The sequence below is a fragment of the Thioalkalivibrio sp. ALE31 genome (assembly GCF_000377405.1).
Classification (GTDB): Bacteria; Pseudomonadota; Gammaproteobacteria; order Ectothiorhodospirales; family Ectothiorhodospiraceae; genus Thioalkalivibrio.
Genome location: NZ_KB905028.1, coordinates 1 through 12,110, shown reverse-complemented (window position 1 = coordinate 12,110; position 12,110 = coordinate 1). Strand labels below are relative to the sequence as shown.

At 68.2% G+C, this 12,110-nt stretch carries 16 protein-coding genes and 1 other RNA gene; 10 read left to right on the top strand and 7 right to left on the bottom strand.

The annotated features are described in order from the left end of the window. The 7 genes from cysG (at window position 1) to D103_RS0111995 (ending at window position 5,065) form a co-directional block, all read left to right on the top strand. Window positions 1–1,473, top strand: a complete 1,473-nt coding sequence (gene cysG / locus D103_RS0112025; protein WP_018876959.1) for a siroheme synthase CysG — start codon at window positions 1–3, stop codon at window positions 1,471–1,473. Further along, a complete protein-coding gene (locus D103_RS0112020; protein WP_018876958.1) occupies window positions 1,470–2,351 on the top strand; it encodes a uroporphyrinogen-III synthase in 882 nt (293 codons plus the stop codon). Before cysG ends, D103_RS0112020 begins: the two co-directional genes overlap by 4 nt. 58 nt (window positions 2,352–2,409) lie before the next feature. Beyond that, window positions 2,410–3,351 carry an aldo/keto reductase gene (locus D103_RS0112015; RefSeq protein WP_026280357.1) on the top strand — a complete coding sequence of 314 codons (942 nt, stop codon included), beginning with the start codon at window positions 2,410–2,412 and terminating at the stop codon, window positions 3,349–3,351. Window positions 3,352–3,453: 102 nt separating this feature from the next. Further along, on the top strand, window positions 3,454–4,107 hold the full coding sequence (locus D103_RS0112010) for a DUF6064 family protein (protein WP_018876956.1): 654 nt from the start codon (window positions 3,454–3,456) through the stop codon (window positions 4,105–4,107). A gap of 31 nt (window positions 4,108–4,138) precedes the next feature. Then, window positions 4,139–4,414: a cupin domain-containing protein gene (locus D103_RS0112005; RefSeq protein WP_012982192.1), complete on the top strand. Its 276-nt coding sequence runs from the start codon at window positions 4,139–4,141 to the stop codon at window positions 4,412–4,414. A gap of 74 nt (window positions 4,415–4,488) precedes the next feature. Beyond that, window positions 4,489–4,767 carry a type II toxin-antitoxin system RelE/ParE family toxin gene (locus D103_RS0112000; RefSeq protein WP_018876955.1) on the top strand — a complete coding sequence of 93 codons (279 nt, stop codon included), beginning with the start codon at window positions 4,489–4,491 and terminating at the stop codon, window positions 4,765–4,767. 19 nt (window positions 4,768–4,786) lie between these two features. Further along, the gene (locus tag D103_RS0111995) at window positions 4,787–5,065 is read left to right on the top strand and encodes a HigA family addiction module antitoxin (RefSeq protein WP_018866417.1); all 279 of its coding nucleotides are present in this window, start codon (window positions 4,787–4,789) and stop codon (window positions 5,063–5,065) included. A gap of 121 nt (window positions 5,066–5,186) precedes the next feature. On the opposite strand, the gene D103_RS0111990 is transcribed toward D103_RS0111995, so the two are convergent. From D103_RS0111990 to D103_RS0111970, 6 genes are all read right to left on the bottom strand, one after another. Continuing rightward, window positions 5,187–5,864: a glutathione S-transferase family protein gene (locus D103_RS0111990; protein ID WP_018876954.1), complete on the bottom strand. Its 678-nt coding sequence runs from the start codon at window positions 5,862–5,864 to the stop codon at window positions 5,187–5,189. Between the two features lie 4 nt (window positions 5,865–5,868). Next, entirely contained in the window at window positions 5,869–6,333 is a 465-nt protein-coding gene (locus D103_RS0111985) for an EVE domain-containing protein (RefSeq protein ID WP_018876953.1), read from the bottom strand. A 31-nt stretch (window positions 6,334–6,364) separates the two neighbouring features. After that, window positions 6,365–7,012 carry a 5-formyltetrahydrofolate cyclo-ligase gene (locus D103_RS0111980; RefSeq protein ID WP_018876952.1) on the bottom strand — a complete coding sequence of 216 codons (648 nt, stop codon included), beginning with the start codon at window positions 7,010–7,012 and terminating at the stop codon, window positions 6,365–6,367. Between the two features lie 41 nt (window positions 7,013–7,053). Continuing rightward, window positions 7,054–7,239: non-coding RNA, 6S RNA (gene ssrS, locus D103_RS14115), on the bottom strand. A gap of 81 nt (window positions 7,240–7,320) precedes the next feature. After that, on the bottom strand, window positions 7,321–7,758 hold the full coding sequence (locus D103_RS0111975) for a rhodanese-like domain-containing protein (RefSeq protein ID WP_019583143.1): 438 nt from the start codon (window positions 7,756–7,758) through the stop codon (window positions 7,321–7,323). A gap of 50 nt (window positions 7,759–7,808) precedes the next feature. Then, window positions 7,809–8,318 (bottom strand): heme-binding protein, encoded by a 510-nt coding sequence (locus D103_RS0111970; RefSeq protein ID WP_018876950.1) that lies wholly within the window; start codon window positions 8,316–8,318, stop codon window positions 7,809–7,811. 150 nt (window positions 8,319–8,468) lie between these two features. On the opposite strand from D103_RS0111970, the gene aroC reads away from it, so the two are divergent. From aroC to dapB, 3 genes are all read left to right on the top strand, one after another. Next, the gene (gene aroC, locus D103_RS0111960; RefSeq protein ID WP_018876949.1) at window positions 8,469–9,572 is read left to right on the top strand and encodes a chorismate synthase; all 1,104 of its coding nucleotides are present in this window, start codon (window positions 8,469–8,471) and stop codon (window positions 9,570–9,572) included. Between the two features lie 45 nt (window positions 9,573–9,617). After that, the gene (locus D103_RS0111955) at window positions 9,618–10,781 is read left to right on the top strand and encodes an MFS transporter (RefSeq protein ID WP_018876948.1); all 1,164 of its coding nucleotides are present in this window, start codon (window positions 9,618–9,620) and stop codon (window positions 10,779–10,781) included. A gap of 72 nt (window positions 10,782–10,853) precedes the next feature. Beyond that, window positions 10,854–11,648, top strand: coding sequence for a 4-hydroxy-tetrahydrodipicolinate reductase (dapB, locus tag D103_RS0111950; RefSeq protein ID WP_018876947.1), 795 nt, complete (start codon window positions 10,854–10,856; stop codon window positions 11,646–11,648). A 240-nt stretch (window positions 11,649–11,888) separates the two neighbouring features. Here the strand turns inward: dapB and D103_RS13540 are convergent. After that, the coding region (locus D103_RS13540) for a transposase (protein WP_026280305.1) at window positions 11,889–12,110 on the bottom strand (222 nt) is incomplete at its 5' end.

The following is a 12,110-nucleotide window of genomic DNA, read 5'->3' as shown; positions in this document are numbered from 1 at the left end:
ATGGAACACCTGCCGATTTATATGCAGTTGCACGGCCGCGAGGCCCTGGTCGTAGGGGCTGGTCCGGTGGCCACGCGCAAGGCGGCGCTGCTGCTGGAGGCCGGGGCGCGGGTGCGCCTGCGCTCCCCGGCGTACAGCGAGGCCGCCGAGCGCCTGCTGCGCGAACAACCGGGGTCGATCAGCCGCGATTCGGGGGTCTATGACACCGAATGCCTGGCGGGGGTGGCGATCGTGATCGCCGCCACCGACGACGCGGCGGTCAACCGCCAGGTCTCGGAGGACTGCATCGCGCGCTCGATCCCGGTGAACGTCGCCGACCAGCCCGAGCTGTGCAGCTTCATTCTGCCGGCCATCGTGGAGCGCGGGCCGCTGACCATCGCGATCGGCTCCGGTGGCCGCGCCCCGGTGCTGGTGCGCCTGCTGCGCGCGAAGATCGAGAGCCTGATCCCGGCCGGCTATGGCCGGCTGGCCGATCTCGCCGGGCGGCTGCGCGACCGGGTGCGCGCCCGTTTCGACCATGTGAACGCCCGGCGCGCCTTCTGGGAACGGGCCTTTGCCGGGCCGGCCACCGAGCTCGCCCTGGCCGGTCGCATGGACGCGGCCGAGGCGCGCCTGGAACAGGAACTGGCCGACGCGGCGGCTAGTACGCCGGGCGAGGTCTACCTGATCGGCGCCGGGCCGGGCGATCCCGACCTGCTGACCTTTCGCGCGCTGCGCCTGCTGCAGCAGGCGGATGTGGTCGTCTACGACCGGCTGGTGTCGTCCGAGGTGGTGAACCTGGCCCGGCGCGAGGCCGAGCGCTTCTATGTCGGCAAGGAGCGCGACCACCACTGCGTGCCGCAGGAGGAGATCAGCGCGCTGCTCTCCCGGCTGGCGCGCGAAGGCAAGCGCGTGGCGCGGCTGAAGGGCGGCGACCCGTTTGTGTTCGGCCGGGGCGGCGAGGAGCTGGACGTGCTGGCGCGCGACGGCGTGGCCTACCAGGTCGTCCCCGGCATTACCGCGGCCAGCGGCTGTGCCGCCTATGCGGGCATACCGCTGACCCACCGCGACCATGCCCAGTCGGTGCGATTCATCACCGGCCATACCCGCGAAGGGCGGCTGGATGTGGACTGGTCGCAGCTGACCAGTACCCGCGAGACCTTGGTGTTCTACATGGGCCGCAAGGGCGTGGGCGAGATCTGCCGGGGGCTGAAGGGTGCCGGCCACGCCGGGCAGACCCCGGCGGCGATCATCGAGAACGGCACCACCGCCCGCCAGCGCGTGGTCAGCGGCACGCTGGATACCCTGGCCGCGCGTGCCGAGCGCGAGCAGGTGGGTTCGCCCAGCCTGATCGTGATCGGCGAGGTGGCGGCCTGCCACGCGCGTCTGGCCTGGTTCCAGCCGGATGTCGGGGCCTCCACGGTGTTCCCGCAGCCGATGCCGATGCCGATGTCGGGGCCGGGGCCGCGGGCCGCGGCGGCGAGCGCGGCGTGACGGCCGCATCCGTCCTGCCGGAGGCGGCGGCCGGCGCCCTCGCGGGTCGCCGGGTGGCCTTGCCGGAGAGCCGGGCGCTGGAGGTCTTCGCCGGTCTGCTGGAGCGGCGCGGGGCCGAGGTCTGGCGCTGTCCCCTGATCGCGATCCACGACAGCCCCGACCGCACGGCGATCGAGGCCTGGCTGCACAGGGCGATCGAGGCGCCGTTCGACCGCCTGATCTTTCTGACCGGCGAGGGCTTCACCCGCCTGACCGGTTTTGCCCGGAGTGCCGAACGCGAGGACGCCTGGCTGGCGGCCGTGGCGCGGACGCCGACCCTGGTGCGCGGCCCCAAGCCGGGGCGGGCAATGAAGCCCTTCGGCGTGCGGCCGGATGCGATTGCGGCCACACCGACGACCGAGGGCATCATCGAAACCCTTTCCGGACAGGATTGGGCCGGACAGGATCGGGCCGGGCAGCATCTGGCCGGCCAGCGTATCGGGGTGCAGCTCTACGGCGCTGAACCCAACCGCCGCCTGCTCGAGTTCCTGGAGCAGTCGGGCGCCGAGGTCTTCCCGGTCTGGCCCTACCGCTATGCGGACGCCGCCGAGACCGGGTGCGTGACCGGGCTGATCGAGGCCCTGATCGCGGGGGAGGTCGATGCGATCGCCTTCACCAGCCAGGCCCAGGTGCGGCGCCTGCTGGCGGTTGCCCGGGCCGATGATCGTCACGATGCGTTGCGGGCGGCGCTGGAGGGAACCGTGGTCGCCGCGATTGGCCCGGTGGTGGCCGAGGAACTGCGCACCCACGGCATTTCCCCCGCGGTGGTCCCCGAAGGCCGTTACTTCATGAAGCCGCTGGTCTCGGCGCTTACCCGGCATCTGCGGGCGGCTGCGTAGGGAACTTGTGGCCCGGGCGAATGGCCCACGAATTGAACCCCCTGCGTTGATCCGGGCCATGAAACCAACGTCCACACGGCGTTCGCGCCGATCCTTCCTGCGCTGGATGGCCGGCTCTGCCCTGGTGGTCGGGGCGGGCTGGCCGGTCGTCGCGGGTGCCTCCGAAGACCGTGAACCGCAGCGTAAGGTGATTCCGTCCACCGGGGAGAAGATCCCGGTGATCGGCATGGGGACCTGGATCACCTTCAACGTGCCGGAGGACCCGGATGCGCTGGCGGTGCGCACGCGCATCCTCGACACCTTCATCCGTCGCGGCGGCGGAATGATCGACTCCTCCCCGATGTACGGCCGCGCCGAGGCGGTGGTGGGGCACGGTCTGCGCGAGCTGGGGCATCCGGAAGGTGCCTTCGCGGCCACCAAGGTCTGGACGCGCAGCACCGCTACCGGGCGCGAGCAGCACGCGAAATCCCGGGAACTGTGGGGCGTCGATACGCTCGACCTGCAGCAGGTGCACAACCTGCAGAACTGGGAGGCCCACCTGGAGACGCTGCGGGAGCGTCGCGAGGCGGGGGAGCTGCGCTACATTGGCGTGACCACCTCGCACGGACGCCGCCACGACGAGCTGGAGCGTATCCTGCGGCGCGAGGATCTGGACTTCGTGCAGCTGACCTACAACATCCTCGACCGCGAGGCGGAGCAGCGTCTGCTGCCGCTGGCGCGCGAACACGGGGTGGCGGTGATCGCCAACCGGCCGTTCCGGCGCAAGGCGCTGATCAATCAGTTCGAGGGTCATCCTCTGCCGGACTGGGCGGCGGAGATCGAATGCGCGAACTGGCCGCAGTTCCTGCTCAAGTTCATCGTCTCGCATCCGGACGTGACCTGCGCGATCCCGGCGACCTCGGTCGTGGCGCACATGGAGGAGAACATGGGCGCGCTGTACGGCCCGCTTCCGGATGCCGATATGCGCAGCCGCATGGTTGCCTACGTCGGCGACCTGTAGGAGGCCAGCCCTCTGGCCGACGAGTCTAGTCGCACTCCGAATCGGCCAGAGGGCTGGCCTCCTACAGTAATGACTTTCAACCCATGGATACGGGGTAGATAGATGCTGCCGTTCGATAGCGCCACCTGGCTGGCCATCCTGGGCCAGTACAACACCGCCATCTGGCCGCTGCACGCGGTCGGTGCCCTGCTCGCGCTGGTGGCCGTCGCGCTCGCGTTCACGGGCTGGCGCGGGGCGGCCCGTGTCTTGGGCCTGATGCTGGGCGTGCTGTGGATCTGGACCGGAGTGGTCTTCTTCGGCGGCTCGCTCGCACCCTTCCACTTCGCCTCTGAATGGCTGGCCGGGGTCTTCGTCGCCCAGGGCCTGATGCTGCTGTTCGCGCTGACCCTGATGGGCCAGGCCCGCTTCGGCTGGCCCGGCGGGCTGGCGGGCAGCGGCGCGGTCTTGATGATCGTCTCCGCGCTGGCCGGCTATCCATTGCTCGATCTCGCGCTGACCGGTGCACCCTGGGCCCAGTTGCAGTACGTCGGCGTCGCGCCCGGTCCGACCATGCTGCTGACGCTCGGGCTCCTGCTGCTCGCCCGCCCGCGGCCCCCGCTGGTGCTGGCCATCATCCCGCTCCTGTGGGCGCTGGTCACCGGATTCATCGCCTGGGAGCTGGGCCTCTGGCTGGAATACCTGCCGGCCGCGCTGGGTGTGCTCACCTTCGGGTTGCTGCTGGTGCGCTGGCTGCGTTCGGGTGATCGGGCTCGTTAAGATGACGGCTGATTCCGACAAGGAGACCGTCATGTCCATCGAAGTGATCCATCGGCCGGAGCAGGACCATCTGGAGCGTCTGGGGGTGTTCGACTGGCCGGTGTGGGAGAAGGAGGTTTCGACCTTCCCCTGGCACTACGACGAGCGCGAGGTCTGCTACATCCTGGAGGGTCAGGTGACGGTGACCCCGGACGACGGTGGCGAGCCCGTCACCGTGGGCGAGGGCGATCTGGTGACCTTCCCCGAGGGTATGGGCTGCACCTGGGAGATACACCGCGACATCCGCAAGCACTACCGCTTCGGCTGAGGCTCGTGTCAGTGGATTGAGTTGACCACTGTAACGTTACAGATTACATTTTAGTCGTGTGCCAAGGAAGGCCGATGATCAGGAAGATTCGTCACAAGGGGCTCAAACGGCTTTACGTGAAGGGCGACCGCCGTGGGTTGCCGGCGGACCATGTGGAAGACCTGGAAGATATTCTCGCGCTGCTGGATGCGGCGACCCATCCCGGACAGCTGGATCTGCCGGGATTGGATTTTCATCCGCTACGTGGGGATCGCGCGGGCTTTTTCTCGGTGCATGTGAATGGCAACTGGGTTGTCACCTTCACGTTCAGTGGCGACGATGCGGACCAGGTGGATTATGAAGACTACCATTGACCCTCAGGAACACGCGGCGATGCGGAACCCGCCCCACCCAGGGCGGATCCTGCGCCGCCGTGTGCTGCCCGGGCTGGGCCTTTCGGTGACGGAGTTTGCACAGCATCTGGGGATGTCCCGCAACGCGGTCTCGCGCGTCCTGAACGAACATGCCGCGATCTCGCCGGACTTTGCCGTGCGCCTCGAGAGCGGCGGCATCGGCGAGGCGCGCCACTGGCTCACCATGCAGACGAACTTCGATCTGGCCCGGGCCGAATCCCGCGACGAGAACCACATCCGGCGCTTTGCGGCCGCCTGATCGTTGCTGCTCCTTTCGTCGCTGTGGCAAGTAGCCCAGTGGGAGCGTGCCTGCACGCGAATGCGGTGCCGGTGCCTGCGCCTACCGCCGGTTCGCGGCCAGGGCCGCTCCCACACGGCCTTTAGCGGGCGAGCCACTGGGTGTCGAGGGGGGTGTTGAAGGTCTCCTCGACGCGGCGCAGGTAGTAGAGCATGTCGACGGGCAGGTTGATGCCGTCGTGCATCTGCAGGGGGTAGAGGTCGGCGGCGATCACGCAGTCGGCGATGGACGGGTGGCCCAGGTAGAAGCGACTGGCGGCCAGGTGCTTGGCCAGCTCTGGCAGGTGGCTTAGTTTTGCGAGCTGGTTGTAGCCGTCGTAGCGGTCGTTGGCCAGTTCCTCCAGCGACATGCCGAAGCGGTGCTGCACCTGGGCCTTGAAGTCGGCCAGGGCATCGGCGCTTTCGCCGATGCCGTGAAAGCCCGGTGCCAGCGGGGCGTAGAGGCGGTCCAGTACGATCTCCACCTTGGCGCGCCAGTCCACCAGGGCCTGCCAGGCGTCTTCGGCGATCACGCCGTCGGACAGCGGCTCGCCGGTCGGGAACAGGCGGTCGATGTCGCGCAACGCGGCGAGCGTGTCGGTGGCCAGGGAGCCGTCATCCATCTGCAGGATCGGCGACTGGCGCGCCACGCCCAGTTCGAAGAAGGTTTCGTCGTCGAACCAGTCCAGCGCGCGGGTTTCGAGCTCCACACCCTTGTAGCCACAGGCCAGGCGAAGGCGGTCGGCCTTGGCGTCGTGCGGGAAGTGGTAGAGCGTGGCCACGGGGCTATTTCCCGCGCTGGGCATGGCTCAGGATGAAGTCCCACTGCTCCTGGGTGATCGGCATGACCGACAGGCGGTTGCCGCGGCGTACCAGCGGGCAGTCCTCGAGCTGCGGCTGCTGCTTCAGCCAGTCGAGGGTGATGATATCGCCGAATTTTTCCTCGAAGGCGACGTCGACGCGCAGCCAGCGCGGGTTGTCCGGGTCGCTTTTCGGGTCGTAGTGCGGGTCTTCGGGGTCGAAGGCGCAGGAGTCCGGGTAGGCCTCTTTCTCGATGCGCAGGATACCGACGATGCCCGGTGGCTTGGCGTTGGAGTGGTAGAAGAAGGCGAGATCCCCCTTCTTCATCTCGTCGCGCATCATGTTGCGCACCTGGTAGTTGCGGATGCCGTCCCAGGGCTCCACGCCGACGCGCTCCAGGTCGTCGATGCTGAACTCGTCGGGCTCGGACTTCATCAGCCAGTAGGCCATGCGGGCTCCTCGTGCCAAATCAGGGGTGGGGTCAGGTGTGCGTATTGTGCCGCGCGCGGTCCGGCAGCGCATGCCAGCCCTGTTCGGTCACGACGGCGTCCAGCGGGACGTCCCAGGGCTGGGTGGGCAGCGCCGGCACGCCCTGCAGCGAGTGGGCTACGCCGATCAGCTTCGGCCGGCGGATGCCGAAGCGCCGCCGGGCGAAATAGCGGTCGTAGTAGCCGGCGCCCATGCCCATGCGGTTGCCGGCCGTGTCGAAGGCCACCAGCGGCATCAGTACCACCTGCATCTCGCGGCGCCAGATGCGCGGGGCCTCCGGGCAGGGCTCGGCAATGCCGAAGCCGTTATGACACAGCGCATCCCCGGGCCCCCAGGCATGGAAATGCATGCGGCCGGGGCGTTTGTCGTCCATCACCGGCAGGGCAACGCGGGTGCCGCGTCCGGCCAGGGCGACGGTCAGCGGGGTCAGGTCCACCTCGCCGCGCAGGCCCCGGTAGGCGCCGACGCAGCGGGGCTGCCAGCGCTCGAACCAGCGCAGCAGGTGTTCGCAGATGGCGGCGGAGTGCTGGTCGAGCTGGGCGTCCGACAATGCGGCCCGCGCGCGGCGCAGACGCAGCCGCAAGGCGCGCAGATCGTCGGGCGATAGCGAATCGTGAACGGAGTCGGTTTCCGCTGGCATAGAGGGATCGGTATGGAGAGACGGGATCAAAAGGAAGTGGACGCGCCCCGCGGGCGCCGGCGTGACCTTTGACCTTGAACCTGAGGTTCAGGTGGGAGAAGTCTCCGAATCTTTAGGCTTTCCGCTCGAAGACGGACCTGCACAGCGAAACGGAAGTACTCGGTCCCGTGGTGAAGAATTAAGGCTCAAGGGTACCACCGGGCCACAATCGAACGCCGCAGCGACGCGTCCGGCTCCATTATGGACCAATCGCCCCGGGGTGCGCGCAACCCCCGTGACAGTGGGGGATCCACGGGGATATGAGTGCTTCAGCACTGCTCCCAGGGCAGGCCGTGGTAGCGCCAGCCGCCGCGGGTGGAGCGCTGGTGGTGTTCGTCCAGCGGGCCCTCGAAGCCTTCCTCTACCGAAAAGACATGTTCGATACCGGCATCCACCAGGGCCTGGCCGGCATCCAGCGTGCGCTTGCCGCTGCGGCAGATCAGGTACAGGGCCGGGGCTTCGTCGCTGTGGTCGCTGACGCCGCCCAGCAGCAGCTTGCGGACCTGGGGCACGAACTGCGGGTTCACCGTCCAGTCCGGTTCGTCGATCCAGGGGATGTGGACCGAACCGGTCGGATGGCCGACGAACAGGTATTCCATGGTCGAGCGGATGTCGATCAGCAGGTCCCGTGGGCGTGCCTGCAGCCGCTCGTAGGTCTCCACCGGCGAGATGCGAATGGGGGTTCGGGAAGAGTTATCTGGGGGCATGGTCTCGATCCGGCTATCGGGGTGGGCGCCGTCCCTGGCGCCCGAGTGGACTACATCACGAAGTCGAGACGTTCCTGGACCCGGTCGATCCCGGCTTGCGCGCATTCCTCGTCGAGGTCGCCGCCCGGCGCCCCGGAGACGCCCACCGCACCCAGCATGCTGCCGGCCGCTTCGACGGGTAATCCACCGGCCAGCATGATGATGCCGTCCACGTGGTTCATCTCCATGCGGATATCTTCGCGGTTGTCGCGGAAGTTGGCGGAGGTAGTGCCGGACATGGTGACGGCGCGGGCCTTGTCGCCGGCGATCTGGATGGTCTGCACGCCCGCCATGCGATCGCGCAGGACCACCTGGTCGTTGCCGGCCCGGTCGACCACGACGACCGAGGTCTGGTACCCCATGTCGCGGCAGGCCTCGACGGCGCCCATGGCGATGTCATTGGCCAGCTCCAGGGTCATGAAGCGCTGGGTGTAGACGTCATCGGCCTGGGCGCTGCTGGCCAGGCCCAGGCAGAGGGCGGCAACGGCGCCGGTGGCGAGTCGGGTCAGGGATTTCGGCATGGTGTCCTCCTTATTATGGCTTCGGATGCTGCACACCGATCATGGCAGATAGGGGACGGGGTTGCCGAGGGGTGCATTCCACAGGCTGCCGACCGGCCGCCGGGTGGGGGAACAGGCGACAGCCGCGCCGCCCGCGGCTACACTACGCGCATGTCGGGAAACAGCTTTGGGCGACTGTTCGTCGTCAGTACCTTTGGTGAGAGTCACGGGCCGGCCCTGGGCGCGGTGGTGGACGGTTGTCCGCCCGGTCTGGAGCTGTGCGAGGCGGATCTGCAGTTCGACCTTGATCGCCGCCGGCCGGGGCAGTCGCGCCACACTACCCAGCGGCGCGAGCCGGATCAGGTGCGCATCCTCTCGGGCGTGTTCGAGGGTCGCACCACCGGCACGCCGATCGGGCTGCTGATCGAGAACGTGGATCAGCGTTCCAAGGACTACAGCGAGATCATGGATCGCTTCCGTCCCGGGCATGCGGACTACACCTACCATCAGAAATACGGCGTGCGCGACTATCGCGGTGGCGGGCGCAGCTCCGCGCGCGAGACGGCGCTGCGGGTTGCGGCCGGCGGCATCGCCCGGCGCTACCTTGAACAGCGCTACGGCATCACCATCCGCGGCTGGTTGTCCCAGCTGGGCCCGATCGCGCTGGAGGCGAAGCAGCCGGAGATCGCCAACGACAACCCGTTCTTCTCCCCGGACCCGGACAAGGTGCCGGAGCTGGAGGAGTACATGGACGCCCTGCGCAAGTCGGGCGACTCCATCGGCGCGCGGGTCACCGTCGAGGCCACCGGCGTGCCGGCCGGCTGGGGCGAGCCGGTATTCGACCGCCTGGATGCCGAGCTGGCGCATGCGCTGATGAGTATCAATGCGGTGAAGGGCGTGGAGATCGGCGCGGGCTTTGAGTCCGTGACCCAGCGCGGCACCGAGCACCGTGACGAGATCACCCCCGAGGGTTTCCTCTCCAACCACGCCGGCGGCGTGCTGGGCGGGATCAGCACCGGCCAGGCGGTGCGCGCCAGCATCGCGATGAAGCCGACCTCCAGCATCCGTCTGCCCGGGCGCAGCATCAACACCGCGGGCGAGTCGGTCGAGGTGGTGACCAAGGGGCGGCACGACCCCTGCGTGGGCATCCGCGCAACCCCGATCGCCGAGGCGATGATGGCCCTGGTGCTGATGGATCACGCGCTGCGCCATCGCGGGCAGAACGCGGACGTGGCGGATACGGGCCTCGCACTGCGCGATCATCCCGGCGAATGACGCGGCCGTCCGGCCGTAGTCTCCTGAACCGCTAGGGCCCCTGCAATGGCCGTGACGCAGAACGCGCGCCTGTCCGGGGTCTATTTCTTCTACTTCGCCAGCCTCGGTGCGTTCATGCCGTTCTGGGGGCCGTATCTCTCCGAGGAGGGGTTCAGCGGCGCCCAGATCGGCGAGCTGATGGCGATCGTGCTGGCGACCAAGATCATCGCCCCGAACGTCTGGGGCTGGCTGGCCGACCGTGCTGGCGCGCACATGCCGATCGCGCGCTGGGGCGCGCTGGGCGGGGCGGTGGCCTTCACCGGCGTGCTGCTGTACACCGGCTACTGGTGGCTGGCGGTGGTGATGGCTGCCTACAGCTTCTTCTGGAATGCGATCCTGCCGCAGTTCGAGGCGACCACCATGCGCTCGCTGGGGCAGGATGCGCACCGCTATGCCCTGGTGCGGCTATGGGGGTCGGTGGGTTTTATCGTCGCGGTGGCGCTGCTGGGCTGGGCCTTCGATCATATCGACGTGGCCTGGCTGCCGTGGATCGTGCTGGCGATCCTGATCGCGGTGGTGGCGGCCGCGCAGTTCGTGCGCGAACCGGCGCGCAACCAAGAGGAAGACAACAACGCCCCGCCGCTGCTGACCGTGCTGCGCCGGCCGGAGGTGATCGCGCTGTTCGTGGCCTGCTTCTTCATGCAGGCCAGCCATGGGCCGTACTACGCCTTCTTCACCCTGTACCTGGAACAGGCCGGGTTCTCGCGCGCCGTGGCCGGGCAGCTGTGGGCGCTGGGCGTCGCGGCCGAGGTGGTGCTGTTCCTGCTGATGCCGCGGCTGATCCTGCGCTTCGGGGCCTGGCTGCTGGTGTCGGCAGCGCTGGTGCTGACCACGCTGCGCTGGGGGCTGCTGGCGGCGGTACCGGATTCGTTGCCGATGCTGCTGTTCATCCAGGTGCTGCATGCGGCCAGCTACGGGGTGTACCACGCGGCGGCGATCTCGCTGATCCACTATTTCTTCCCGGGCCGGCTGCAGGGGCGCGGGCAGGCGCTGTACTCCTCGCTGGCCTTCGGGCTGGGCGGGGCGATGGGCTCGCTGGTGGCCGGCTATCTGTGGGACGGCATCAGCCCCGCCTCGGTGTACGTGTTCGCGGCGTTCCTGGCGGCGGCCGGGGTGATCGCCTCGGTGTACGGCGAATGGCGTTTCCGCACCCCGGTGCGAACCCTGTAACTGGCACGTTGCGGCAAAGCTTCGTAGGGTGCGCATACCCCGATGGAACGACAGAACCGGATGGAACAAACGATGATTCGAATTGCGATTGCGGGCGCCGGCGGGCGCATGGGCCAGAACCTGGTGCAGGCGGTGGACGAGCACCCCGAGGCGCAGCTGGGCGCGGCCAGCGAGCGGCCGGGTAGCGAGGCGATTGGAGAGGTCGTCGGTCAGGAGGGCCAGGTACGCCTGGTCGAGGACTTGGCAACCGTGACCGACGACTTCGACGTGCTGATCGACTTCACCGCGCCGCAGGCCACCATGCAGCACCTGGATCTGTGCGCGCGCGCCGGCAAGGCCCTGGTGATCGGGACCACCGGTCTCGACGCGGATCAGGAGCAGCGTCTGCGCGATGCGGCGGCCACGATGCCGATCGTGTACGCGCCGAACATGAGTGTCGGGGTGAACCTGACCTTCAAGCTGGTGGAGCTCGCGGCGCGGGCGCTGGGCGACAGCGTGGACGTCGAGATTCTGGAGGCGCATCACCGCCACAAGGTCGATGCCCCCTCCGGTACCGCGCTGAAGCTGGGGCGTGTGGTCGCGGAGACCCTGGGACGGGACCTGGAGCGCGATGCCGTGTACGGCCGCGAGGGCCAGACCGGGGCGCGTGACCGTCGTACCATTGGCTTCGCCACGGTACGTGGCGGCGACATCGTGGGCGAGCACACCACGCTGTTCGCGGGCGATGGCGAACGCGTGGAGATCACCCACAAGGCCTCCAGCCGGACCGTGTTTGCTTCCGGTGCGGTGCGGGCCGCCGTCTGGCTGGCTGGTGCCGGCAATGGGCTGTTCGATATGCAGGATGTACTGGGGTTGCGGGACCTCTAACCGGCGGCGCCGACAGGCGTTACAAGCGCAGTATTTTCCGTCGTTCGAGTTTCGGGGGGCTTCGCTTGGACGTCTGCCTCGTGGTGGCTGGTCCTGGTTCGTCCTCCGGTGTTTACGGTGCCTTTGGTCCACATACTGCCCGGCGCTGACTCGCCAGCGCGCCCCGAGGTCCTTTCTTGCTGGTTGTGTGCGTCAAGTTGTGCAGAAATGAGTCGGCCATGTTCGGTTGGTCCGTATGGCTCAGGCGGCCTCGGCCTGCCGGAGCAAGATCTTCTTGTGCTCTTTGAGCAGATCCATGTTCAGGTAGCGGTTGTCCTCCAGCCAGCCTTCGTGGATTTCGACGGCCAGGGCCCGCACCAGACGTAGACAGCTGTGGGTGTTGGGGAAGATCCGGACCACCCGGGTCCGGCGCCGGATCTCCTCGTTCAGCCGCTCGAGCATGTTGGTGCTCTTCATGTGCTT

What these genes read in the sequence shown, in the direction of transcription:
- cysG (WP_018876959.1), top strand. Translation starts at nt 1, where the DNA reads ATGGAACACCTGCCGATTTATATGCAGTTGCACGGCCGCGAGGCCCTG.
- D103_RS0112015 (WP_026280357.1), top strand. Translation starts at nt 2,410, where the DNA reads ATGAAACCAACGTCCACACGGCGTTCGCGCCGATCCTTCCTGCGCTGG.
- D103_RS0112010 (WP_018876956.1), top strand. Translation starts at nt 3,454, where the DNA reads ATGCTGCCGTTCGATAGCGCCACCTGGCTGGCCATCCTGGGCCAGTAC.
- D103_RS0112005 (WP_012982192.1), top strand. Translation starts at nt 4,139, where the DNA reads ATGTCCATCGAAGTGATCCATCGGCCGGAGCAGGACCATCTGGAGCGT.
- D103_RS0112000 (WP_018876955.1), top strand. Translation starts at nt 4,489, where the DNA reads ATGATCAGGAAGATTCGTCACAAGGGGCTCAAACGGCTTTACGTGAAG.
- D103_RS0111995 (WP_018866417.1), top strand. Translation starts at nt 4,787, where the DNA reads ATGCGGAACCCGCCCCACCCAGGGCGGATCCTGCGCCGCCGTGTGCTG.
- D103_RS0111985 (WP_018876953.1), bottom strand. Translation starts at nt 6,333, where the DNA reads ATGGCCTACTGGCTGATGAAGTCCGAGCCCGACGAGTTCAGCATCGAC.
- D103_RS0111980 (WP_018876952.1), bottom strand. Translation starts at nt 7,012, where the DNA reads ATGCCAGCGGAAACCGACTCCGTTCACGATTCGCTATCGCCCGACGAT.
- D103_RS0111975 (WP_019583143.1), bottom strand. Translation starts at nt 7,758, where the DNA reads ATGCCCCCAGATAACTCTTCCCGAACCCCCATTCGCATCTCGCCGGTG.
- D103_RS0111970 (WP_018876950.1), bottom strand. Translation starts at nt 8,318, where the DNA reads ATGCCGAAATCCCTGACCCGACTCGCCACCGGCGCCGTTGCCGCCCTC.
- aroC (WP_018876949.1), top strand. Translation starts at nt 8,469, where the DNA reads ATGTCGGGAAACAGCTTTGGGCGACTGTTCGTCGTCAGTACCTTTGGT.
- D103_RS0111955 (WP_018876948.1), top strand. Translation starts at nt 9,618, where the DNA reads ATGGCCGTGACGCAGAACGCGCGCCTGTCCGGGGTCTATTTCTTCTAC.
- dapB (WP_018876947.1), top strand. Translation starts at nt 10,854, where the DNA reads ATGATTCGAATTGCGATTGCGGGCGCCGGCGGGCGCATGGGCCAGAAC.